This window comes from Rhodococcus sp. BP-160 (genome assembly GCF_019836205.1).
GTDB lineage: Bacteria > Actinomycetota > Actinomycetes > Mycobacteriales > Mycobacteriaceae > Rhodococcoides.
The window spans coordinates 155,983-178,538 of sequence record NZ_JABUEK010000006.1 but is presented as its reverse complement, the minus strand read 5'-3'; the positions used below and the strand labels follow the sequence as shown (position 1 = coordinate 178,538).

Annotated in this window: 19 protein-coding genes; 7 read left to right on the top strand and 12 right to left on the bottom strand. The window is 68.3% G+C overall.

Features of this window, described 5'->3' with window-relative positions:
* The first annotated feature begins 43 nt into the window (after positions 1 to 43).
* The 3 genes from HQ306_RS20660 (at position 44) to HQ306_RS20650 (ending at position 3,368) form a co-directional block, all read left to right on the top strand.
* Complete coding sequence (locus tag HQ306_RS20660; protein ID WP_222633319.1) at positions 44 to 1,606, top strand: TPM domain-containing protein; 1,563 nt, start codon at positions 44 to 46, stop codon at positions 1,604 to 1,606.
* Positions 1,607 to 1,619: 13 nt separating this feature from the next.
* Positions 1,620 to 1,898 (top strand): hypothetical protein, encoded by a 279-nt coding sequence (locus HQ306_RS20655; protein WP_222633318.1) that lies wholly within the window; start codon positions 1,620 to 1,622, stop codon positions 1,896 to 1,898.
* A 78-nt stretch (positions 1,899 to 1,976) separates the two neighbouring features.
* Complete coding sequence (locus tag HQ306_RS20650; RefSeq protein WP_082544397.1) at positions 1,977 to 3,368, top strand: nucleobase:cation symporter-2 family protein; 1,392 nt, start codon at positions 1,977 to 1,979, stop codon at positions 3,366 to 3,368.
* A 12-nt stretch (positions 3,369 to 3,380) separates the two neighbouring features.
* Here the strand turns inward: HQ306_RS20650 and HQ306_RS20645 are convergent, their stop codons facing one another.
* The 6 genes from HQ306_RS20645 to HQ306_RS20620 all read right to left on the bottom strand — a co-directional run bounded on the left by HQ306_RS20645 (position 3,381) and on the right by HQ306_RS20620 (position 10,574).
* Entirely contained in the window at positions 3,381 to 4,370 is a 990-nt protein-coding gene (locus HQ306_RS20645) for an LLM class F420-dependent oxidoreductase (protein WP_027506666.1), read from the bottom strand.
* A gap of 15 nt (positions 4,371 to 4,385) precedes the next feature.
* Complete coding sequence (locus HQ306_RS20640; RefSeq protein ID WP_027506665.1) at positions 4,386 to 5,186, bottom strand: SDR family NAD(P)-dependent oxidoreductase; 801 nt, start codon at positions 5,184 to 5,186, stop codon at positions 4,386 to 4,388.
* A gap of 6 nt (positions 5,187 to 5,192) precedes the next feature.
* On the bottom strand, positions 5,193 to 7,001 hold the full coding sequence (locus HQ306_RS20635) for a glycoside hydrolase family 15 protein (protein WP_222633317.1): 1,809 nt from the start codon (positions 6,999 to 7,001) through the stop codon (positions 5,193 to 5,195).
* The gene (locus HQ306_RS20630) at positions 6,998 to 7,663 is read right to left on the bottom strand and encodes an HAD family hydrolase (RefSeq protein ID WP_222633316.1); all 666 of its coding nucleotides are present in this window, start codon (positions 7,661 to 7,663) and stop codon (positions 6,998 to 7,000) included. The genes HQ306_RS20635 and HQ306_RS20630 overlap by 4 nt, the downstream gene beginning before the upstream one ends.
* Positions 7,664 to 7,803: 140 nt before the next feature.
* Positions 7,804 to 9,327, bottom strand: coding sequence for a catalase (locus HQ306_RS20625; RefSeq protein WP_222633315.1), 1,524 nt, complete (start codon positions 9,325 to 9,327; stop codon positions 7,804 to 7,806).
* Between the two features lie 161 nt (positions 9,328 to 9,488).
* Positions 9,489 to 10,574, bottom strand: coding sequence for an SMP-30/gluconolactonase/LRE family protein (locus HQ306_RS20620; protein WP_222633314.1), 1,086 nt, complete (start codon positions 10,572 to 10,574; stop codon positions 9,489 to 9,491).
* 200 nt (positions 10,575 to 10,774) lie between these two features.
* Here HQ306_RS20620 and HQ306_RS20615 point away from each other — a divergent pair, with 200 nt between their 5' ends.
* A complete protein-coding gene (locus HQ306_RS20615; RefSeq protein ID WP_027506657.1) occupies positions 10,775 to 11,923 on the top strand; it encodes a hypothetical protein in 1,149 nt (382 codons plus the stop codon).
* Between the two features lie 72 nt (positions 11,924 to 11,995).
* Here the strand turns inward: HQ306_RS20615 and HQ306_RS20610 are convergent, their stop codons facing one another.
* The 4 genes from HQ306_RS20610 to HQ306_RS20595 form a co-directional block, all read right to left on the bottom strand.
* Positions 11,996 to 13,702, bottom strand: coding sequence for a GMC oxidoreductase (locus tag HQ306_RS20610; RefSeq protein ID WP_222633313.1), 1,707 nt, complete (start codon positions 13,700 to 13,702; stop codon positions 11,996 to 11,998).
* On the bottom strand, positions 13,699 to 15,174 hold the full coding sequence (locus tag HQ306_RS20605) for an NAD(P)/FAD-dependent oxidoreductase (protein ID WP_051613577.1): 1,476 nt from the start codon (positions 15,172 to 15,174) through the stop codon (positions 13,699 to 13,701). The genes HQ306_RS20610 and HQ306_RS20605 overlap by 4 nt, the downstream gene beginning before the upstream one ends.
* A 56-nt stretch (positions 15,175 to 15,230) precedes the next feature.
* The gene (locus tag HQ306_RS20600) at positions 15,231 to 15,842 is read right to left on the bottom strand and encodes a TetR/AcrR family transcriptional regulator (RefSeq protein ID WP_056443296.1); all 612 of its coding nucleotides are present in this window, start codon (positions 15,840 to 15,842) and stop codon (positions 15,231 to 15,233) included.
* 69 nt (positions 15,843 to 15,911) lie between these two features.
* Entirely contained in the window at positions 15,912 to 16,994 is a 1,083-nt protein-coding gene (locus tag HQ306_RS20595) for a glycosyltransferase (RefSeq protein WP_222633312.1), read from the bottom strand.
* Positions 16,995 to 17,177: 183 nt separating this feature from the next.
* Here HQ306_RS20595 and HQ306_RS20590 point away from each other — a divergent pair, with 183 nt between their 5' ends.
* Together HQ306_RS20590 and HQ306_RS20585 are read left to right on the top strand one after the other, a co-directional pair.
* Positions 17,178 to 17,375 carry a PspC domain-containing protein gene (locus tag HQ306_RS20590; RefSeq protein ID WP_027506653.1) on the top strand — a complete coding sequence of 66 codons (198 nt, stop codon included), beginning with the start codon at positions 17,178 to 17,180 and terminating at the stop codon, positions 17,373 to 17,375.
* A gap of 291 nt (positions 17,376 to 17,666) precedes the next feature.
* Positions 17,667 to 18,356 (top strand): hypothetical protein, encoded by a 690-nt coding sequence (locus HQ306_RS20585; RefSeq protein ID WP_222633311.1) that lies wholly within the window; start codon positions 17,667 to 17,669, stop codon positions 18,354 to 18,356.
* Between the two features lie 70 nt (positions 18,357 to 18,426).
* Here HQ306_RS20585 and HQ306_RS20580 read toward each other — a convergent pair whose 3' ends face one another.
* Positions 18,427 to 19,470, bottom strand: a complete 1,044-nt coding sequence (locus HQ306_RS20580; protein WP_027506652.1) for an aspartate-semialdehyde dehydrogenase — start codon at positions 19,468 to 19,470, stop codon at positions 18,427 to 18,429.
* Positions 19,471 to 19,477: 7 nt separating this feature from the next.
* On the bottom strand, positions 19,478 to 20,743 hold the full coding sequence (locus tag HQ306_RS20575; RefSeq protein ID WP_027506651.1) for an aspartate kinase: 1,266 nt from the start codon (positions 20,741 to 20,743) through the stop codon (positions 19,478 to 19,480).
* Between the two features lie 128 nt (positions 20,744 to 20,871).
* On the opposite strand from HQ306_RS20575, the gene HQ306_RS22695 reads away from it, so the two are divergent.
* A complete protein-coding gene (locus tag HQ306_RS22695; protein WP_222633310.1) occupies positions 20,872 to 22,548 on the top strand; it encodes an FUSC family protein in 1,677 nt (558 codons plus the stop codon).
* Positions 22,549 to 22,556 lie beyond the last annotated feature (8 nt).

Below are 22,556 nucleotides of genomic sequence, written 5' to 3'. Positions count from 1 at the left end.
CGACACGCGATACCGGACCGTCGAGTCTGCCTATCATGACGGCATGACACGGTTCCGGTTCGCGGTCGCGTTCATCGCGGTGACAGCAGTGCTCGGTCTCGCCGGTTGCTCCGACAGCTCCGGTGACACACAGTTCGACGGGCTCACGGTCGGTCAACGCGTGTACGACCGCACCGGGGACTCGCTGGGTCCGGCCGACGTCGAGGCGCTGGAGCAGCGACTCGACGCGCTCCGCGCCGAGACCGGGGCCGACGTCGTCGCGTACGTCCGCGAGCTGGACGCCGACTCGGACGACACCCTCGATCAGGTGGAGGCACTCCAGCAGGCGTGGGTGTCGACGGCGGACGTCGATCAGGACGTCGCCGGTGCCATCCTGATCAACCGCGAGCCCGGTACCGACGACGAGGCTCGGGCCGGGATCTTCCTCGGTTCCACCTTCGACGACGGCAACGTTCCCCGCGACGAGCAGGAAGCGATCATCGAGGACGCCCTGGTGCCGCCGCTGCGCGACGGTGACGTCGCGGGCAGTCTGACGAACGGCATCGACCGGCTCGAGTCCTCCATCCTGGTCGGGCCACCGGTGACGGCGCTCGACGAGTTCGCCGCCGGGCCGGGGTCGACGTGGCTCCCGTGGACCGGTCTCGCCGTCGTGCTGGTCGGCTCCGCGGGCGCGGCGCAGATCTACCGTCGCCGTTCGCGGCCCACGGTGTCGGCGCAGCCTCCGACGACCTACCGACCCGATCACACCACCGATCCCGCGATCGTCACGGCTCTGGTCCATCGGAGCGCGCAGGCGAGTGCGGTGCCGGCCACGCTGCTGGCACTCGCGGCGGCCGACGCAGTGGCTCTCGAGTCCGAGCCGGGTTCCGGGTCGAAGAAACGTGGCAAGGACACGCTCCGAGTCCGACTGCTCGACCGCGGCAAGGTACGCGGCGACGTGCAGGACGCCGTCTGGACCATGCTGTCCGAGAAGGCCGAGGGCGACGTGGTGGACAGCGCCGCGCTCACGAAGCTCGCGCAGGGTCACGGCGCGACGAAGGGCGTCGTCGACGCGCACCTCGAGGCGAACGGGTGGGTGCGCCACGGCACGGCCGGACCACGCTGGGGTCTGGTCGGACTGGCACTTCTCGGCGGTGCAGTCATGGTGGGCGCAGGCGTGGTCGCTGCTTCCGGGGCCCCGATCATGCTGGTCGCCGCGATTCCCGGCGGGATCCTGCTGATCGCCGGCCTCGTCATGACGGTCGCCTACTCGCGATTCTCGGCTGCCGGTCTCGACGCCGCTCGTCCCTGGGAGGCCTACCGTGACGGGTTGAAGCAGTCGGGAAAGGACGACGACTCCTCGCTCGATCTGGACGACGCACTGCCCGACATCGTCGCGCTGGGGCTCGGCTCCACGTTCACGAAGCGCCTCGAGGCGGCCACGGACGCGGACGGCGGAACGACGCTGCGTGCCTTCGCCTCACCGTCCGGATCACTGCACGCCTCGGACCCTGCACTGCTGAACTGGGTCGTCTTCTCCTCGGTGTTCACCTCGACCAACAGCAGCGCCGGCACGGTGTCCGGGGCCGGCGCGGGTGGCGGTGGCGGCGCTGCGGGGAGCACCTGAGACCATTCCGGGTGTGACCGACACTCCGTCATCACGTCCCGCGTATCGCAACGGCGCGGGCAGCAGCGCGCTGGTCGCGGGCATCGTCGCGCTGGTCTGCGCGTTCGTGCCCTTCGTGGGTGACATCCTCGCGGTGCCCACCGGCATCCTCGCGGTGGTGTGCGGATGGGTCGGTATCGGCCGGGACGAGGACGGCACGGCCACCAACGGCCGCGAGGCGATGATCGGAGCCGCGCTGGGCGGCGCCGCACTGTTCGTCGTCTTCGTGTCCTTCGCCGCCACCACCCTCTGAGCCGACGGAGTGCCGCCGTAACGGCGCGGAAACCGAGAAGACCGACGAACGACACGGGCAGGGCCGACACTGTGTCCCATGGTGTCGTTGTCGAGGTTCACTCGCGGTCGGGCGGGCACGCATCCGGTCGACCACATTCCCCCGCTGTCGGTGCTGGCTCCACTCGGCTTGCAGCACGTGCTCGCGATGTACGCGGGCGCGGTCGCCGTCCCTCTCATCGTCGGCAGCGCCCTGGTCGCTGCGGGGGAACTGCAGTCGAGCGACCTGCCGTACCTCATCACGGCCGACCTGTTCGTCGCCGGGATCGCGACACTGATCCAGGCGGTCGGGTTCTGGCGCTTCGGGGTACGACTACCGCTGATGCAGGGCTGCACCTTCGCCGCGGTGACACCGATGATCGCCATCGGCTCGCAGTACGGCGTCACCGCCATCTACGGTTCCGTGATCGCGTCCGGCGTGTTCATGATGGCGCTGGCGCCGGTGTTCGCGAAGCTGCTCCACCTGTTCCCGCCTCTGGTCACGGGCACGGTCATCCTGATCATCGGCCTGTCGCTGATGCCGGTGGCGGCCGGATGGTTCGGCGGCGGAACGGGATCCGAGGACTTCGGTGATCCGAAGTACATCGGGATGGGCGCACTCACGTTGCTGATCATCCTGCTGATCGAACGGTTTGCTCCCCCGGCCGCCAAGCGACTGAGCATCCTGCTCGGACTCGTCGCCGGCACCGTCATCGCGATCCCGCTGGGCATGACCGACTTCAGTGGTGTGCGGGAACAGGACTGGGTCGGCGTGACCACGCCGTTCCACTTCGGATTCCCGACGTTCGAGGTCAGCGCGATCATCACCATGTGCATCGTCGCGCTGGTCATCATGACCGAGACCACGGGCGACATCATCGCTGTCGGCGAGATCGTCGACAAGAAGGTTCCGCCTCGCCGTCTGGCCGACGGTCTGCGCGCCGACGGCCTGTCGACGATGCTCGGTGGCATCTTCAACACGTTCCCGTACACGGCGTTCGCGCAGAACGTGGGGCTGGTGGCGATCACGGGCGTCAAGACCCGCCATGTGGCCACGTTCGCCGGCGGCATCCTCATCCTGCTGGGGTTGCTGCCGAAACTCGGTGCCGTGGTGGAGGGTGTGCCGCTTCCCGTGCTCGGTGGCGCGGGCATCGCACTGTTCGGCATGGTGGCCGCGAGTGGCGTCCGCACGCTCGCGCAGGTGTCGTTCAACAACACGAACATCCTGGTGGTCGCCGTCGCGGTGGGCGTCGGACTGTTGCCCACGGTGTCGCCGGACCTCTACGACCGGTTCCCCGACTGGTTCCAGACCATCTTCCACTCCGGCATCAGCGCGGGTGCGCTGTGCGCGGTGGTCCTGAACATGCTGCTGAATTCGGAGTCGTTGCGCGACAAGCTGTCCACCGACACGGATCCGCCGGCCCACGACGCTGTGCGTGGACCGGCGCTCTGATCGATCCGTCGGTCAGGAGGACGCTGCGCGGAGCTTCTCGAGCAGTGGCCCGGCGGCCTCGGCAAGGAAGCGCTCCTGGGTCTCGTCACCGACCTGCACGAGTGCGATGTCGGTGAAACCGGCCTCCCAGTAGGGCGCCACCTTCTCGACGATCGCATCGAGATCCGGTCCGCAGGGGATGGTTCCGGCCACGTCCTCCGGCCGGACGAACTGTGTCGCACCCGCGAAACCGGCCGTCGTCGGCAGGTCAGCGTTCACGGCCCACCCGCCCGCGAACCAGCGGAACTGGTCGTGCGCGAGCTCGGTGGCCGCCTTCTCGTCCGGACCCCAGCAGATGGGGATCTGGCCGATCTTCTTCGACTCCCGGTTCAGGCCCGTGCCGATGTGCCTGGCCTTGTCCCAGCCCTCGACCAGCTCGGACTTCGGCTCCGTCGAGATCATGTGGTCGCCGAGCGGCGCGAAGCGTTCGATCGACTTCGACCCCGAGACCGCGATGCCGATCTCGAGCGGGTGTTCGGGGGTGTCCCACAGGCGCGCCGAGTCGACGCGGTAGTGCTCGCCCTGCCACGTGATCAGTTCACCCGACTGAAGTTGCCGGATGATCTTGACCGCTTCCTCGAACATGTCCTGACGCTTGTCCACCGAGGGCCAACCCTCGCCGACGACGTGCTCGTTCAGGTTCTCGCCGCTTCCCAGGCCCAGCGTGAAACGGCCGTCGGCGAGGATCTGCAGCGTTGCCGCCTTCTGCGCGACGATCGCCGGGTGGTACCTGATGATGGGGCAGGTCACGTACGTGTAGAGGCCGACTCGGGACGTCGCCTGCGCCACCGCGCCGAGCATCGTCCAGGCGTAGGACGCGTGTCCCTGCGACGACAACCAGGGTGAGTAGTGATCGCTGGACACCTCGAAGTCGAACCCGACGTCCTCCGCCTTCACGGCGTAGTCGACGAGCTGCTTCGGTCCGCTCTGCTCGGTCATGAGGGTGTAGCCGAAACGTGTCATGGGCGTGGGTCCTCTCTAGATGGTCGCGACGGAACCGGAGTCGACGCGGTAGTTCGAGCCGTTGACGAAGCTGGCGCGCTCCGAGCACAGGAACGTGATCACCGACGCCACTTCCTCCGGGGTACCCCGTCGGCCGAGTTCCATGAACGGCCGGTCCTCCTTCAGGAAGCTCTCGATGGCCTCGTCGCGGTCGGTGCCACGCTCGTCGGCTCGCTTGTCCATCATCGCGTCCGTCATCGGGGTGTGGATGAAGGCCGGAGACACCGCGTTCACCAGGACACCCTCGGACGCATACGTCTTCGACAGTCCCTTGACCAGCGAGAGGATGCCGGCCTTGGCCGCGCAATAGGGCAGCTCGTCGATGTAGGGCTGCTCCGCGTCCTCGGACGCGAGCAACACGATGCGCCCCCATCCGCCCGCGCGGAGTTCGGGAAGGAAGGCGCGCACGACGCGCACCGGCCCGAGAAGATCGACCTCGATCGTCGTCGACCACCCGTCGTCGTCGATTTCGTGGAACATGCCCTGTGCGCCGGTGATGCCGGCGCTCTGCACCAGGATGTCCACGGTGCCGAGCGCCTCGACCGCCTTCGCGTGCATCGCCTCGACGTCGGCGGGCTTCGTCACGTCCGCGGCGAACGCCGTGACGGCACCCTCCGGTCCGGTGAGCTCGGCAGCGCCGGCGGCCAGCTTGTCCTGGTCTTTGTCCGTGACGAAGACCCGGACACCCTCGTCGAGCAGCATCTGCGCCGTGCACCACCCGATTCCCGAGTCCGCGCCGGTGACGACAGCAGTTCTGCCCGTGATTCCGAGGTCCATGTGGTCCTACTTTCCTGTGTCGGAGGTCGTGTGGTCGTGGCCGCTGGCGAGCGTGAGCGCAGCGTTGATGAGAGCGAGATGGGAGAGCCCTTGCGGGAAATTGCCCAGGAAGGTCGACGGTTCGTCCTCGGCCGACCGGTCGGGGTCGATCATCTCGGCGAAGAGGCCGACGTCGTTGCCGCTGGTGACCAGTCGATCCATGAGTGCGGTGGCCTCGTCGTCGCGGCCGAGCTTGGCGAGGGCGCCGACGACCCAGAACGAGCAGGCGACGAACGTACCCTCGACCATCTGCATGCCGGAGTAGCGGTAGAGGTGGTCGCCGGAACCGAGTTCGTCGCGCAGAGCGTCTACGGTCCTCGACATCCGCTCGTCGTCGACGCACCGACTGCCCGCGTGCAGCAACACGGAGGCGTCGAGCTCATCCGTGCCCGGGTACCAGACGTAGGCGCCGCGCGACTCGGACCAGCAGTTGTCGTCGATCCACTGAGCGATGTGGTCGCGCTCGGTCACCCACCTGTCCGCGATGCCGGGAATCATGCCCTGCTCGGAGAGGTGCACCGCACGGTCGAGCGCGTGCCAGCAGCCCATCTTGGAGGACGTGTAGTGCCGGATCGTGGGCAGCTCCCACATCCCGGCGTCCTTGCGGCGCCAGATGTCACACGTCGTGTCGGCGATCTCCGCGAGGAGTCGGCCCGTGGGCGCGTCGAGTACGTTGCCCGCGTCGACGTAGAGGGACACGATGTCGAACAGGTCACCGAAGATCCCCTGCTGCAACTGAGTTGCCGCCTCGTTACCGTTGATCACCGGACCGACGCCGCGCCACCCCGGCACGTCGGGATATGTCGAGCCGCCCGGGATCTCGCCGTTCAGGGTGTAGAACACCTGCGTGATCTGCTCGTTGCTGCGGATGATGCGCAGCAGCCACGCCACCGCGGCGTGGACCTCCTCGCGCAGGCCGAAGCGGATCAGCGCCTTGATCGTGTACGCGGTGTCACGCACCCACGCGTAGCGGTAGTCCCAGTTCTTCGCGCCGGCCCACCGCTCCGGCAGCGAGGTCGTCGCCGCTGCCGCGATGGCACCGGACGGGCTGTACAGCAACAGCTTCAGTGCGAGGGCGCTGCGATGGACCTCGTCGTGCCAGGGGCCCTCGTACCGGAACTCCTCGGACCACATCTGCCAGTTGGCGATCGTGCGATCGATGCCCGAGTCGACGTCCTCCGGCACCGGGAGATACAGCGGTTCCACCTCGGTACCGACCACGGCCACGAGGGAGCGCGAACCGACCTCGGTGGTGAATCGACCACTGATGGAACGGGATCCGAGCTCGATGTCGTCGGCGTTCAGAGTACGCACGCCCAGGGTGACACCGTCGACGCGCAGCACCGTCCCGTGCACCGTCTCGTACGACCACGGCGATGCCGTTCCCAGACACGTCCCCGGAGCGACGGACCACTCCATGTCGACACTGCCCTCGACGCCCTCGACGCGCCGTGCGAGCTCGGTCCACGGAAGGCGTCCTGCCACACCGGTGTTCAGCGAGTCCGTGACGTTCACGACGCCCGACTCGGTGGTGAACGTCGTGACCAGGACATTGGTGCCGTCGGCGTACCGACGCGTGGTCGTGAACTCCTCCGCCGGGCGCATCGAGATGTAGCCGCCGGACTCGGCGTCGAGCAGTGCCGCGAACACCGGCGCGGTGTCGAGATTCGGAACGGGGAACCAGTCGATGCGCCCGTCGTCCGCGATGAGCGCGACGGTGCGGCCGTCGCCGATCGCCGCGTAGTTCTCGATCGGTGCGTAGCCGTTCTCTCTCATTCGAGGCGCGCGATCATCGAACTGTCGATGTGCGCCAACAGGTCTGCAGGATCGTCGTACACCGCGGTGGCGCCGGCCTCGGTCAACTCGGCACTCGAGACGCCGCCACTGCGCACTCCGATACACGGGACGCCCGCTGTGACGGATGCCTTCACGTCCCACACGGAATCCCCGACGAAGACGGCGCGCTCGGCACCGACGCCGGCACGGTCCAGCGCGACGTCGACGATGCGCGGCTCCGGCTTCGCCGTCTCGACGTCCCCCGACGACGTCAACTCCGAGACGATCTCCTCGACCCCGAGAAGTCCGCGAAGGATCGCGAGTTCGTTCTCCGGTGCCGAGGTGGCGAGTACGACCTGCAGCCCGCGGTCCGCTACCGCGCCGAGCAGATCGAGCGCTCCCGGGAGCGGCGACAGCAGGGAGGACATCTCCTCGTAGTACTGCGTGTGTAGTTCCTTCGCGCGTTCCGCCGCGTCCTCGGGTGCGTCACCTGCCAACGACGAGAGAAGCTTCGCGCCGTCCATGCCGATCGAGCGGTGAATCCGCCACGAGTCCACAGCGATACCGGCGTCGGAGAAGGCACGAGCCCAGGCGTGGACATGGGCGTAGTTCGAATCGACGAGCGTGCCGTCGATGTCGAACAGAACGGCGGGAGAAGTCACCCTCCTCGACTACCCGGGGGTGGGGGACGACAAACGGCGGGAGGGCAGCGTCACGACCGGGTGGCCGTGCGGGTGGACACACGACTCCGCCCGCCGCACCCGCTGAGGGTGCGACGGGCGGCGTCGAGAATCGGAGCGGATCAGACCTTCGCGGCCTCGTCGGCCGGGTCGTCCACCGCGCCGGCGCCGGTCGTGGGGGCGGTCTCGCCCTGTCCGGAGCGCACACCCTCCTCGACCTTCTTGCCGATTTCGGGGTCGACGTTGCTCCAGTACTGGAACACCCGCTGCAGCACAGGCTCGGTGACACCGTTGAGCGCGTGGCCGACGATGTTGCCCACGAGACGCTCGCGGGCGTCGTCGTCCATGATCTCGCGCACGAGAATGCCGGCCTGGACGAAGTCGCCGTCCTCGGGATGCTGCACGTACCCGGTGCGCACGAATCGGGGCTCGAAGTCCCAGGCACCGTCGTCGCCGTACGCGTTCGTGTCGGCGGCGGGACCACCGTACGAGTTCGGGGCGTACACGGGCGTCTCCGCGGAGTTGTAGTGGATGTTCATCGCACCCTCCTTGGAGTAGGAGTTGATCTCCGCCTTCGCCCGATTGACCGGCAGCTGCGCGTAATTGGTGCCGATGCGGTACCGGTGCGCGTCCGCGTAGCTGAAGATGCGTCCGAGCAACATCTTGTCCGGGCTCGCACCGATGCCCGGAACGAGGTTGGACGGCTCGAACGAGCTCTGCTCGATCTGGGCGTGGAAGTTCTCCGGGTTCTTGTTCAAGGTCATCGTGCCGACCTCGATCAACGGGTAGTCCTTCTGCGACCAGACCTTGGTCAGATCGAACGGGTTGTACCTGTACGTCTCGGCATCGTCGTACGGCATGATCTGCACCTTGACGGTCCAGCTCGGGAAGTCGCCGTTGCGGATCGATCCGAACAGGTCCTGACGATGATGATCGGGCGACGTGCCCGCCAGCTCGTCGGCCTTGTCCTGTGTCAGGTAGTCGATGCCCTGATCCGTCTTGAAGTGGAACTTGACCCACGACTTGGTGCCGTCGGCAGCGATGAACTGGTACGTGTGCGAACCGAAACCGTCCATGTGGCGGAACGACTTCGGGATTCCGCGGTCACCCATCAGCCAGGTCACCTGGTGTGCCGACTCGGGCGACAGGGTCCAGAAGTCCCACTGCATGTTGTTGTCTCGGAGACCGGAGTCGGGCATGCGCTTCTGGCTGCGGATGAAGTCCTGGAACTTCAACGGATCGCGCACGAAGAACACCGGCGTGTTGTTGCCGACCATGTCCCAGTTGCCTTCGGTGGTGTAGAACTTCAGCGCGAAACCGCGGGGGTCGCGCCACGTGTCGGGGCTGCCCTGCTCGCCCGCGACGGTGGAGAAGCGCGCCAGCATCTCGGTCTTCGCGCCGGGCTGGAACACCGCCGCCCGCGTGTACTGCGAGATGTCACCGGTGACCTCGAACGTGCCGAAGGCGCCTGCACCCTTGGCGTGCACCACACGCTCCGGGACCCGCTCACGGTTGAACTGCGCCATCTTCTCGATGAGGTAGTGATCGTGCAGCAGGATCGGTCCCTGCGCACCCGCAGTGAGGGAGTGCTCGTCGCTGAGAACCGGGATACCGGCGTTGTTGGTCGTGGGCCTCGGCTGTGTCATGAGTCCAGTGCCTCCTGTTCGTGGCAGACGCGAAGCGTCGCGGTGTGACGCAGAACGTCCGTCGTACCCGCATACCCGGGCATCGACTCGCGCACACGCAGAATGTCGATCCGTTCCAGTATGACCCCTTTTCTGGAATCAGTCCAGTTACGTTCGTGGTGTCAGGGCGTCGGGTACAGGAGGGGCAGTCCCCGCTCCCCCACGCCCAATTCCTGGATCGACCACTCGCGGGGGTCGATCGCGTACTGGGAATGGTTGGTCGCCAACACCGACGTGCCGCGGAAGGCCAACGATGCGGGAGTGACGAGAGGCACCGCCAGCGCCGCCCTCGCTTCGGGGGACGGGAGCGCGCCGACGACGCCACGTCCGGGCTCCACGATCTCGACGTCGTTGATGATCGGGTTCGCGACCGCCACGTAGACGCGGCCCGACTCCCCGATGGCGATGCCGTCACCCTGTGACGTCGTGGCGATCTCCTCGCGAGTACCCGGACCACCGTTCCCGTCGACGCCGAGGCGGAACAGCTTCCCGCGGAAGATCGACGGGTCCGCTGTCAGGGAGATCGTGACCACGAAGACGAGGCGGCCCTGCGCGTCGAACTGCATGCCGTTGACGCTGTACAGCGACACGAAATCTGGACTCTGGTACCAGATCCGAGCCTCACCGCCGCCGGCCGGCACCTTCCAGATGGTGGCCTGGTTCAGATCGCTCACGTACAGATTGCCCGCCGCGTCGAACACCGGGTAGTTGGGCCACGCGGGTCGATCGACAGGGCTCGGCTCGCACGGGACGATCCCCCGACCACAGGACGGCAGATCGGGGAACGTCGCGTAGACCGACTGGGCTCCCGATGCAGGATCGAGTCGTACCGCACGCGCACCCGACCAGTCGAGCGCGTACACCCGGCCCGCACCGTCCAGCGCGATGCCGTTGACCCCGTGCTCGGCGTCCGGGGAATGCCCCACGAGATCGTAGGTGCCGATCAGTGCACCGGATCCGTCGTGATGCCAGACCGTTCCCGTCGATCGGGGCCGATTCGATCCCGTCCACACGCTGCCGTCGGACGGGTCGACGGCGATGCCCTCCGGCTGTCCGGGCAGCGGAAGCTCGGAGAACGTTCGTGCGCCACCGGGCGCCGGCGACGGTTGTACGGCGGGATCCGCACTCCCCGTGGCACTCCCGAACACGGTCATGGCGGCCACTGCCACCACGGTGACCATGACTCTGGTCAGAGAGAACGTCGACACGTCAGGAGCCCCCCGGCACGAATTGCGCAGCACTGTGCTGCTCCGGTGGACACTACGGTCAGTCCGACCGTCCCCTCGTGTCCACTCGTCCAGGGCCGCGTAGCGGGCATTGTGCCAGGTCACACACATGTCGGAGATGGGGGATTCGTGTGGCACTCTTCGGTCGTCGAGATGGCAGCAGTTATGGGGGGAATACAACAATGCACAGTCGTTCGAGCAGATCCGGTCTTCTGCGGCGGGCGGGACTCGTCGCCGCTGCGGCCGTCACCGCGGTCGCCTCCTTCACGGGCACCGCCTCGGCCGACCCGGGACCGGTGGCACCGTCGACCCTTCTCGGATCGATCAGCGACGGCCCCGGCCAGTTCCACGTCTTCCGCACGGTGGACAGCGGCAATCGGCCGACTGCCGAGGACACCGCGCGGTGCAACGCCCAGTACGGCGTTCCGGCCCAGTACCTCCTCGTCGAACGTCTCGACGCCCGTATGTACACGTTCCAGTCGGACCCCGCGTCCGGCGTGCTGACCGCCGAGACGGCGCGCAACGTCGGACCTATCTACGTGTGCGACGGGCTGGGGCTCGACGGAACCCAGATCCTCGACCAGTGGGGCACTCTCGACGCTCCCGGCCTCGGCCGTCTCGACATGCGCGGACCGTGCGGCTTCGAGCTCTACCCCGGATCGCCCGGACGCGGCGCCGTCGATTGCGTTCTCCGCATCCAGCCCAACGCGTCCGGTGTGAGCGCCGGTGTCGCCACCAGCAACTCGGTGGCCAACCCGTTGCGTCTGCCCGGTGGACGCACCGGATCGGTGTGGACGCTGTACTCGCTCGGCGAGGGCACCGCGCCCGTCGATTCGGCTCCGCCCGCCGGAATCCCGCAGCCGACGGGCCCGATCGCCTACAACGTGACACGCGAGGTGAACTCCCGATCGGTGGGATCGTCGCCGTCCTGTGCGGGAGGCGAGCGCACCACCGAACTGCACGCGGCGAGTGTGGATCCGGCCACGGGCGCGGCCTCGACCTCGCCCAGCGAGATCACGGCCGCGACGGCGCGTGTCTGCTACTCCCCGACGGCGCAGCCCGAATTCGGTGCTGCCCTGACCGTCACGTACGACAACCTGCCCGGTGGCCCGCTGACGGTCGAGGGACGCGGTCAGTGCCGCCAGAACTCGCTGCCCGGCATCGCCGACGTGCAGCAGAGTTGCGGCCTCACCCTCCCGCCGAACCCCGCACGCGGACTGGCCGGCGGACAGGTGACCATCAACGGACTGGTGCCGGCCGGTGACCCGGCAGGGTCCGCCAACTCGGCGATCTGGACCACCTCGCTGCTGGGACCCATCTCCGGCAAGTGACCGAACGGGACAGGCCCCGATCTCCGCGAGGAGGTCGGGGCCTGTGTCGTCTCGGGGTCGAGCCCGCGCGAGTCAGCGGTTCCGACCCACCACGGTGAGCGGGAGTCGCAGTGCGCCGGGTGCTTCGGCGGGAACCACGGGAGCGACGGGGCGGACCGGGGCGAGGGGTTCGTACCCTGTGCCGACCGGCGGACGCTGATCGTTTTCTCCCTTGTTCGGCCACAGGGCCATCGCCCGCTCAGCCTGGGCGGTGATGGTGAGCGACGGATTGACGCCGAGGTTCGCGCTCACGGCCGATCCGTCGACGACGTGCAGACCCTCGTGCCCGAACACCCGGTGGTACGCGTCGATGACGCCCCGTTCCGGCGTCGCACCGATGACACAACCACCGAGGAAGTGCGCGGTCATGGGAATGTCGAACACGTCCGCGAACGAGCCACCCGGGTCGCCGCCGATCTTGTCCGCGGCCTTCCTGATCGCGATGTGCCCCTCCGGAATCCACTTCGGCGGCGGGCTGCCACCTCCCGGGCGAGAGGTCAGACGCCGACCGAATCGACCTTTCCTGGAACCGAGTTCCAGCGAGTTGTCGTCGGTCTGCATGACGAGCGCGATGACGGTGCGTTCCGACCAGTTCTTCACCGACAGGCTGCGCACGGTGGCGGCCGGGTGGCGCAGCGCGACGCCCAGCGTCTTCAGCGGTCGCGGCAGCCTGCCGCCGCCGTCACTGAGAACGGTCTGTAACAGTCCGATGGCGTTGCTGCCCTTGCCGTATCGCACCGGCTCGATGTGCGTGTGATCGTTGGGGTGGAACGACGAGGTGATCGCCACGCCCTCCGTGTAGTCGATCTGCCGGTCACGCGCCGTCGCGGCCAGCACCGCTTCGGAGTTGGTACGCACCACGGACCCGAGCTTGTCCGACAGGTGGGGCAGATCTCCGGTCTCCTTCATCGCCAGCATCAACTTCTGGGTCCCGTAGGTGCCGGCGGCGAAGACGACGTGGTCGGCCGTCATCACGGTCTCCTTGCGCCGCAGCTTCGCACCGGTGCGACGCGTCCGCACCTCGTATCCACCGCCCTCGCGGGGACGCACCGAGGTGACCGTGGTCAGCGGATGCACCATGGCACCGGCCTTCTCGGCGAGGTAGAGGTAGTTCTTCACCAGGGTGTTCTTGGCGCCGACACGGCAGCCCGTCATGCACGCACCGCACTCGGTGCAGCCTGTCCGGGTGGGTCCGACGCCACCGAAGAACGGGTCCGGGACGTCGCGACCCTTCTGCCCCGGCTGACCGAAGAACACGCCGACCGGTGTGGTGCTGAACGTGTCACCGACGCCCATCTCCTCGGCGATGTCGCGCATGACCTTGTCCGCGGGGGTGATGGTCGGGTTGTCCTCGACGCCCAGCATCCGACGCGCCTGCTTGTAGTACGGCGTCATCTCCGCTTCCCAGTCGGTGATGTCACCCCACTGCGGATCCTCGAAGAAGCGGCTCGGGGGCTGGTACAGAGTGTTCGCGTAGTTCAGCGATCCGCCGCCGACACCGGCTCCGGCCATCACCAGGACATTGGGGAGCAGGTGGATCCGCTGCAGTCCGTAGCACCCGATCATGGGCGCCCACAGATACTTCCGCAGTCGCCAGCTCGTCTTGGGCAGCTCGTCGTCCTCGAAACGACGACCGGATTCCAGGACACCGACTCGGTATCCCTTCTCGGTCAGACGCAGGGCGGAGACGCTGCCGCCGAAACCCGATCCGACGACGATGACGTCGTAGGTGTTCTTCATATTGCTGCCTTCTCCGACGGTGTACTTCCCACAGTTCGGCCGACGTCCGGCCCTCCGCGCGCCCGCATCGTGCGGTAGTTCTCGATGTCGAACGCGGCGGTCGCCTTGCGGAACTTCCACGTGAAGGTCGGCCACATGGCCGAGTTCCGTCCACTCGCGTCCAGGTACCAACTCGAACACCCACCGGTGTTCCACACCGTGCCGGCCAGGTCGGCGTCGAGAGACGCGTTCCACTCGTCGACCGCGGACGGACTCACGTCGACGGCATCGACGCTGCGACGCGTCATCTCGCGCAGAGCGGATTCGACGTACGCCGACTGGGACTCGAGCATGTAGACGATCGAGCTGTGTCCCAGGTTGGTGTTCGGCCCGTACATGAGGAAGAGATTCGGGAAGCCGGCCATCGTCGTACCTCGGTAGGCGCGCGGGCTGCCGCCCCACCGCTCGGCGAGAGTTCGACCGTCGCTGCCGCGCAACAGATGTGCGACGGGCGGCTCGGTGGGGGTGAAGCCGGTACCGAAGACGATGGCGTCGACCTCGCGCTCGCGTCCCGCGGCGTCCACCACACCTGTCGGCGTGATCGAGGCCAGACCGCTGTCCACCAGTTCGACGTCCGGTCGCTGCAACGTGTCGTACCAGTCGTTGGACAACAGCATGCGCTTGCAGCCGATGGTGTAGCCCGGCGTGAGGCGCTTCCGGAGTCCGCCGTCGCGCACCTTCAGTCGGAGGAAACCCGTGGCTATCGTGTGCGCGATCGACAGAAGCTTGGGCCGCTTGGCCATCATCTCGACGTACATCTCGCGGTAGGCGTAGATCGCACCGCGCTGCGCCTCGAGTGTCCACGGCGCGCGGCGGTAGAACCATCGCTCGATCGGACCGCGCGTGCGGTCCATGCGCGGGATCACCCACGCCGGGGTGCGCTGGAAGACGTGCAGTTGCGACGTGACCGGGGCGATCTCGGGAACGAACTGGATGGCCGACGCACCGGTGCCCACGACGGCGACACGCTTGCCGCGCAGGTCGTAGTCGTGGTCCCACGTCGCGGAGTGGAAGGTGTGGCCGGCGAATGTGTCGAGGCCCGGCACAGCGGGCAGCTTCGGCGTCGAGAGCGTTCCCGTGGCCGCGACCAACACTCGGCAGGTCAGATCACCCTTCTCCGTGGTGACGTCCCAGACGCAGCGTTCCTCGTCCCACTGCGCCCCGAGCAGCGCGCAACCCGTGACGAGACGGTCTCGGATCCCGAAGTCGTCGGCCACCCCGCGCAGGTACCGATGGATCTCCGGTCCACGAGCGAAGGTGTGGCTCCAGTCGGAGTGCGGGGCGAAGGAGAACGAGTACAGCGACGTCGGAACATCGCACGCGACACCGGGATACGTGTTGTCGCGCCAGGTCCCACCGACGTCGTCTGCACGCTCGATCACGAGCACGTCGGCGGACGGGTCCTCGCGGAGCACCCGCGCCGTCACACCCATACCGGCGAATCCCGATCCGACGACGAGAACATCGACGTGCGCGGGCAGTGTGGTCGTCACAGCTCCGTCACCGCCCGCTCCCACTCCGGCAACAATCGTGCACGCATCGCGTGTTCCTCCTCGGGGGTTCGGAAGATGGCCGACACGGCCATCCCTCGTGCGAGTTCGATACTCAGGTCGAAGGCAGCGGGAGACATGCTGTCCCCGTAGAGCTCTCGGCCGCCTTCCTGCAACACCTCGGTCACTCGACGCTCGAGTGGTTCCACCGCGGCGTGCAGTGCCGCATCCGTGCGGGCGGCGACCCACAGTTCGAGCGCCGCGTGGAACAACGGGCCGGAGAAGGCGTCGAGCAGGAGCGCCGGGCCGACGGGCCCACCGCGGTGGACCCCGACCAGCTCGTCGAGGCGTCGCTCGACGAGCCGCTCGACGGCCGCCACGACGAGCGCTTCCTTCGTCGGGAAGTGGTGGAGCTGAGCACCGCGGGACACACCGGCCCGACGTGCGATCTCCTGAGTGCTGGCGCGGGAGTATCCGACGTCCACCAACGTGTCGATGGCGGCGTCGAGAAGCTTGGCCCGCGTGCCGGCGGTGCGCTCGGCCTGCGTCCGGCGGGCGGGCTGGGCAGCCGGCTCGGTCACGGCGGTGGTCTCGGTCACATCTGCGACCATATCGGCTTTCTTACAAACAGTCCAGACTGAATGTAAGTGAGTTAGCCGGAGTTCAGGGCGGGCCGACCGTCACCGCCCGGACAGGACCTCGAGCATCGATTCCACCGCCGTCGGCCAGCCGTACTGCTCCGCCCTCGCCCTGGCCGTGGGCCGTCCGCCCGAGGGGAGCGCCAGGGTCGCGGCGATGCCCTCGGCGAAGTCGCGAGAGCGATTGGCCACTGCTGCGCCGCAGTCCGGGGTGACGATCTCGGCCAGCGCGGACGTTCCCGAGACCACCGCGGGTGTGCCCGACGCCAGTGCCTCCAGCGCCGCCAGCCCGAACGTCTCGTGCGGTCCGGGAGCGACCGCCACGTCCGCCTCGGCGAGCAACCGTGCGACGCGCTCGCGGTCGGAGACGAACCCGGCGAAGTGCACGGGCAGACCCTGGGCGCGCCGCTCGAGCGCGGACCGCCGCGGACCGTCGCCCACCACCACCAGGCGTGCGTCGATGCCCTCGCGGCGCAGGTGTGCCAGGGCGTCGACGCTCCGCTCGGCGTGCTTCTCCACCGACAGCCGTCCACAGTGCACGAGCCGGATCATCCGTCCCTCGTTGCGATGGCGACGCGACGGGTGGAACAACTCGAGGTCCACCCCGAGTGCGATGCGGTGTGCGTCTGCGCCGATCCGGTCGAACTCCTCCTGCGCGAACGCGGTGGTGCACACCACCGCGTCGTGACCGAGGACGGACCGCCTGTTGGCGACGTCCGCCGCCGCGCGCGCCACCGGGACGGGCAACACCTGTCCGAGCAGTCGGTCCAGCCTCTCGTGGGAGATCATCACGCTGCGAATCCCTCTGTGGCGCGCCCACGTTCCGAGGCCACGCAGGGTCAGACGGTCCGAGATCTCGAGCACGTCCGGTCGCAGACTCGCCGCGACATCGGCCGTCACGGACGGCCTCGCCACCCGGTAGCCACCGGTCATCGGGAGCCGGGTGGACGGGACGGTGATGCGATGCACCCCGGTGGCAGACATCGTCTCGGAGTGGACGTCGCCGGGCACGATGACCGTCACCTCGTGGCCGCGAGCGACATAGCCGGCTCCGAGTTGGTCCACGGCCGTCCGCAGACCGCCCGAACGAGGTCCGTAGAAGTTGGCCACCTGCACGATGCGCATGCGGCCCAGTGTCGAGGTGAGCCGTGTACGGACGAGGACCGCGCCGAGAACGTCGCACGAACACTCACGTCGAGCATTCACCGTCGTCGCACGACGGCGGCACGGGAACCCGGCACCGGCGCCGCACGTTGCCGTGGTGTCCGACCCGCGACGACACGTCACCGACGAAGAAGAGGTCCCACGATGACCAGCCCGGCCCGCAGGCTCACCCGTTCACGTCAGAGCAAGCTCATCGCCGGAGTGTGCGGCGGTCTCGCCGAGCGCTTCGGTCTGAGCGCAGGACTCGTGCGCCTGCTGTTCGTCCTCTCGTGCATCCTTCCGGGACCGCAGTTCGTGATCTACCTGGTCCTGTGGATCGCGATCCCCAAGTCGTCCTACTGATCGTCCGATCAGTTCGAGAGTGAGTGCACATCGGGCGCCGTTCCCGTGGCGGGTTCGTATTCCGATCACCGACAACATCTTTGACCAACGGTTGGACAGGGTCTACTTGCGGCACGACTGACCTGCACCTACTGTCGAAGTCGATTCGTCGCACGTGCGGTGTCGTCACCTCGTCCACCGTGCGCTCACGTCGAAGTGCGAGGCGTTCGAGCCCCGGGGCGCCCGGCACCACACGGCCACTCTCGAGCAGGCTGTTCGCCACCACCCTGGCGCGCGGCCGGCAAGGACACGATGTCTTACAACGGCGGTTTCCCGCACCACGGTGATCCTTCGGGCCGCGGCGCTCGACCTCGTCCGGGCACTCTCCCCGGTCCCGATCGCGCCCGCGGTCGCTACACGTGGCGCTATCTCGACACCGACGACGCCGCCCGCCTGTGGGACGAGGTGACCGACTGGGTGTGGTGGCTGCGTGACCGGTACGAGCTGACCGAGCGCATCCCCCGCTGCTGGTACCGGCACGGACCGGTGGTCGAGGAGTTCACCGCCGTGTTCGCGTCCTGGAGCGAGGCCTACGGCGGCGAGAGCGGACTGTCCCGCTGGCATTCGCAGGACCTGTGGCCACTGATCGAGCGGCTCGAGGTGATCGCTGGATTCGAACAGTGTCAGGCCGACGGGTGCTCGCACGACTCCGGCTTCCTCCACGCTCCCGAGGGCACCGAGGCGGTCATGGAGCCGCTGGTCGACTCGTCGGGCCGCGATGCCGACGAGCCGGTGTCCACGGTCGATGCGATGGTGGTCGGTGTCGTCGACGAGAGCGTGATGCTCTCGGCCGTGGTCAGCGGCGAGGCGACAGCGCTCGACGCCGGTCTCCCCCACGGGCGCTACCGACTCGACGGACGCCTGTGGACCTGGAGTTCAATCCTGGGTGGGTACGTGCCGTCACGCGACACGCACCGCACCCTGCGCGCCCTCGAGAGCTGAGCGCGCGGGATCGAACCCGACCGGCCTCCGGCCTTCCCGCCTGATCCGACCGGCCTCCGGCCTTCCCGCACTACCGAACGAAGAGTTCGGCGATCTGAATCGTGTTGAGGGCAGCACCCTTGCGCAGGTTGTCGCCGGACACGAACAGCGCGAGTCCGCGACCGTCCGGCACACCGGGATCCTGCCGGATGCGTCCGACGAGCGACTCGTCGGCGCCGGCCGCCTGCAGAGGCGTCGGCACGGCCACCACGCGCACGCCGGGAGCCGACGACAACAGTTCCGTCGCCCGTTCCACGGACAGCGGGTTCGCGAACTCCGCGTTGATCGACAGCGAGTGGCCGGTGAACACGGGAACGCGGACGCACGTGCCGCTCACCAGCAGGTCCGGCAGACCCAGGATCTTGCGGGACTCGTTGCGCAGCTTCTGGTCCTCGTCCGTCTCGCCGCTTCCGTCGTCGACGAGAGAGCCCGCGAGCGGCAGGACGTTGAACGCGATCGGCGCGGTGTAGACCGTCGGATCGGGGTACGCGACGGCGCTGCCGTCGTGCACCAGCTTCTCGGCGTCGGCCACCACGGCGCGCGCCTGCGTCGCCAGTTCCTCGACACCGGCGAGACCGCTGCCGGACACTGCCTGGTAGCTCGAGACGATGAGCCGCTGCAGCCCGGCCTCGTCGTGCAGCACCTTGAGCACCGGCATCGCCGCCATGGTGGTGCAGTTGGGGTTCGCGATGATGCCCTTGACGAGATTCTTCGTCGCCTCGGGGTTCACCTCGCTGACCACGAGCGGGACGTCGGGATCCTTGCGCCACGCGGAGGAGTTGTCGATGACGGTGACGCCGGCGGCGGCGAAGCGCGGCGCCTGCTCGCGGGACATGGTGGCGCCGGCCGAGAACAGCGCGATGTCGAGCCCGGTGGGATCCGCGGTGGACGCGTCCTCCACGGTGATCTCGCCGTCGCCCCACGGCAGGGTCTTGCCGGCGGACCGGGCGGACGCGAAGAAACGGATCGAGGCGACGGGAAACTTACGCTCCGCCAACAAGGTTCGCATGACGGCGCCGACCTGGCCGGTCGCGCCGACGACTCCGATGTGGAGGCCGGTGGAATTCGTGGTCATGGTGCTCCTACCTTCCGGTTCCGCCGTGCACGACGGCGATCTCGTCGCCGCCGAGGCCGAAGGCGGCGTGCAGCACGCGCACGGCCTCGTCGAGCTCGGAGTCCTTGGTCAGCACGGAGATACGGATCTCCGAGGTGCTGATGAGGTCGATGTTGATGCCCGCGTCGGCGAGCGCTTCACAGAACGTCGCGGTGACGCCGGGGTGCGACTTCATGCCGGCGCCGATGAGCGAGACCTTGCCGATGTGGTCGTCGTACAGCACCTTGGTGAAGCCGATCTCGCCCTGCAGCTTGGTCAGCTTCTCCACCGCGGTGGGTCCGTCGGCCTTGGGGCACGTGAACGTGATGTCGGTCTTGCCGGTGTCGATGCGCGAGACGTTCTGCAGCACCATGTCGATGTTGATCTCGGCGTCCGCGACGGCCCGGAAGACCTTGGCGGCGAAGCCCGGCTGATCGGACAGGCCGACGACCGTGACCTTCGCTTCGCTCCGGTCGTGCGCGACACCGGTCAGAATGGCTTCTTCCACTGGAATGTCCTCCATGGATCCGGACACGATGGTCCCTGGCTTGGTGGTGTACGACGAGCGGACGTGGACGGGAACGTTGTAGCGGCGGGCGTATTCCACGCACCGCAGCATCAGGACCTTGGCGCCGCACGCCGCCATCTCGAGCATCTCCTCGAAAGAAACCTTCTCGAGGTGACGGGCGTCGGGAACGATCCGTGGGTCGGCGGTGAAGATGCCGTCGACGTCGGTGTAGATCTCGCAGACGTCGGCGTTCAGCGCGGCGGCGAGCGCGACGGCGGTGGTGTCCGACCCACCTCGCCCGAGCGTCGTCACGTCCTTGCTGTCCTGGCTGACGCCCTGGAAACCGGCGACGAGGACGATCGAGCCCTCGTCGAGTGCGTCGCGGACGCGCCCGGGCGTCACGTCGATGATCTTGGCGTTGCCGTGCACGCTGGTGGTGACGACGCCGGCCTGCGATCCCGTGAAGGATCGGGCCTCGGCGCCGAGGGAGTGGATGGCCATGGCGACGAGCGCGTTGGAGATGCGTTCGCCCGACGTGAGCAGCATGTCCATCTCGCGCGCGGGCGGCGCGGGGCACACCTGCTGCGCGAGGTCGAGCAGTTCGTCGGTGGTGTCTCCCATCGCGGAGACGACCACGACCACGTCGTGGCCCTTGCGCTTGGTCTCGACGATCCGTTCAGCGACGCGCCGGATCCGCTCGGCGGTCGCCACCGAGGATCCTCCGTACTTCTGAACGACGAGTGCCACGCTGGTGCTACCTCCCGAGTCGAGAACGTCCCGCTGGACATCCACTGGTGCGACGGGTGCCGCCGGAACGGTCAGCAGCCTACCGACCTGCGGGGGTCCGGGGGGAATCGCGTGCCTACCATCAGGTGGTGACAGCCCCGGACCCGTCCGCTCTACCGCCTCGTCCTCGGCGCCGACGACTCTTCGTCGCGGTGCCGTCGGTGGGGCCGCGCTGGCCCGGCGGCCTCCGCGCCGCGCTCGCGTTCGGTGTTCCGGCACTCGCGCTGCTCGCGCTCGGTTTTCCCACCGAGGCCCTGCTGACCGCGGCAGGCGGATTCGCCGTCGTCTACGGCGAGGGCCGGCCGTTCCGGTCCCGCTGGTCGGTCGTCCTGTGGGCCGGTCTCGCACTCGTGCTGTCCGCCACCGTCGGCGGCCTCGTGGGCCAGTACGCCGACCCGCGGAACTCCGTGGTGGGCGCCGTCCTCGTCGTCGTGGTGCTCACCGTCCTGGGCACCGTCGCGACCTTCGTGGTGGATGCGCTCCGTCTCGGACCGCCCGGTGCCTTCTTCTTCGTCCTGACCTGCGCGATCGCCACCATCGTCCCGCAGAGCGGGGTGACGGCGTGGGTCAACTCCGCCTGCGTCGCGCTCGGAGCGCTGTGGGCCCTGGTCGTGTCGATGGCACCGGCACTGCGCGACGCGTCGAAACCGGAACGCGACGCCGTGGCAGCCGCCGAGCGGAGCGTGACCGCTTTCGGTGAGGCGCGCACCGCGGGCGATCCCGCGGTCGGTGCCCGGCACCGCGCCGCCGTCGCGGTCGATCGCGCCTGGGCCGCGCTGCACGACGCCGGGATCCCGGCTCGCCGGATCGACGATCCGCTGGTCCTGCGACTACGGAGGGTCCACCTCGACTTCGCGCGCATCATCGGCGACGCACCGCTCGATCCCGAGCACGCGTCGGACACCGTGCACGTCACTCCGGATCACACGCCCTCCGTCCCGATGTCGCGCCCGACGATCAGGTTCCGGCTGCTCCGGGCCCTGCACGTCGATTCCCACGCCACCACCACGGCGCTCCGCGTCTTCTGCGCATCCGCGGCCTCGGGCGCGATCGCCGTCGTCGCCGGGCTCGGGCGGCCCGACTGGGCTGTCATCGGCGCGGTCCTCGTGCTGCAACAGGGCCTCGACCGACCACGAGGTACCGTCCGCGCCCTGCACCGCCTGGTGGGCACGGCCGTCGGAGTGGTGCTCTTCGCCATCGTCTTCTCACTGTCACCGAGCGGGTTCGTGCTGGTCCTGCTGCTGATGGCACTGCAGTTCCTCATCGAACTGGTCATCGCTCGGAACTACGGCATCGCCGTCATGTTCATCACGCCCCTGGCGCTGCTCATCGGCGACGCGTCCCATCCGGGTGCGCAGGCGTGGCCGCTCGCGACCGAACGTCTCGTCGAGACGTGCATCGGTGTGGTGTGCGCGCTGGCGTCGATGTGGGTGGTCGCTCGTCACGCTCATCGGCGGTGCCTGCTGTGGTGCGACGGGCGCGTTCTCGACGCCTGTCGCCGGACGGCGGATCTGCTGCGCACCGTGACACCCACCCATCCGCACGCCATGACCGCGCGGCGAGACGTGCAGTTCGAGCTCGTCGGGGCCGCCTTCGCCGCCGAGCACGCCGTCAGCGACGACCGGGAGTGGACGTCGGCGAGGTGGGAGTCGCACCTGCGAGTCGACGCGGCCGGGTACGACCTCCTGTCCGCCTGCTGGCGCACCGCGGACGGCGCCATGCTGGCGGAACCGGAGCGGTGGGCGGACGTGGCACCGCGCCCGTGAGACGTGCC

Excerpts from the sequence above, each read along its gene's own strand:
- HQ306_RS20660 (WP_222633319.1), top strand. The coding sequence starts at position 44 with ATGACACGGTTCCGGTTCGCGGTCGCGTTCATCGCGGTGACAGCAGTG.
- HQ306_RS20650 (WP_082544397.1), top strand. The coding sequence starts at position 1,977 with ATGGTGTCGTTGTCGAGGTTCACTCGCGGTCGGGCGGGCACGCATCCG.
- HQ306_RS20645 (WP_027506666.1), bottom strand. The coding sequence starts at position 4,370 with ATGACACGTTTCGGCTACACCCTCATGACCGAGCAGAGCGGACCGAAG.
- HQ306_RS20640 (WP_027506665.1), bottom strand. The coding sequence starts at position 5,186 with ATGGACCTCGGAATCACGGGCAGAACTGCTGTCGTCACCGGCGCGGAC.
- HQ306_RS20635 (WP_222633317.1), bottom strand. The coding sequence starts at position 7,001 with ATGAGAGAGAACGGCTACGCACCGATCGAGAACTACGCGGCGATCGGC.
- HQ306_RS20625 (WP_222633315.1), bottom strand. The coding sequence starts at position 9,327 with ATGACACAGCCGAGGCCCACGACCAACAACGCCGGTATCCCGGTTCTC.
- HQ306_RS20615 (WP_027506657.1), top strand. The coding sequence starts at position 10,775 with ATGCACAGTCGTTCGAGCAGATCCGGTCTTCTGCGGCGGGCGGGACTC.
- HQ306_RS20610 (WP_222633313.1), bottom strand. The coding sequence starts at position 13,702 with ATGAAGAACACCTACGACGTCATCGTCGTCGGATCGGGTTTCGGCGGC.
- HQ306_RS20605 (WP_051613577.1), bottom strand. The coding sequence starts at position 15,174 with ATGGGTGTGACGGCGCGGGTGCTCCGCGAGGACCCGTCCGCCGACGTG.
- HQ306_RS20600 (WP_056443296.1), bottom strand. The coding sequence starts at position 15,842 with ATGGTCGCAGATGTGACCGAGACCACCGCCGTGACCGAGCCGGCTGCC.
- HQ306_RS20595 (WP_222633312.1), bottom strand. The coding sequence starts at position 16,994 with ATGCGCATCGTGCAGGTGGCCAACTTCTACGGACCTCGTTCGGGCGGT.
- HQ306_RS20590 (WP_027506653.1), top strand. The coding sequence starts at position 17,178 with ATGACCAGCCCGGCCCGCAGGCTCACCCGTTCACGTCAGAGCAAGCTC.
- HQ306_RS20585 (WP_222633311.1), top strand. The coding sequence starts at position 17,667 with ATGTCTTACAACGGCGGTTTCCCGCACCACGGTGATCCTTCGGGCCGC.
- HQ306_RS20580 (WP_027506652.1), bottom strand. The coding sequence starts at position 19,470 with ATGACCACGAATTCCACCGGCCTCCACATCGGAGTCGTCGGCGCGACC.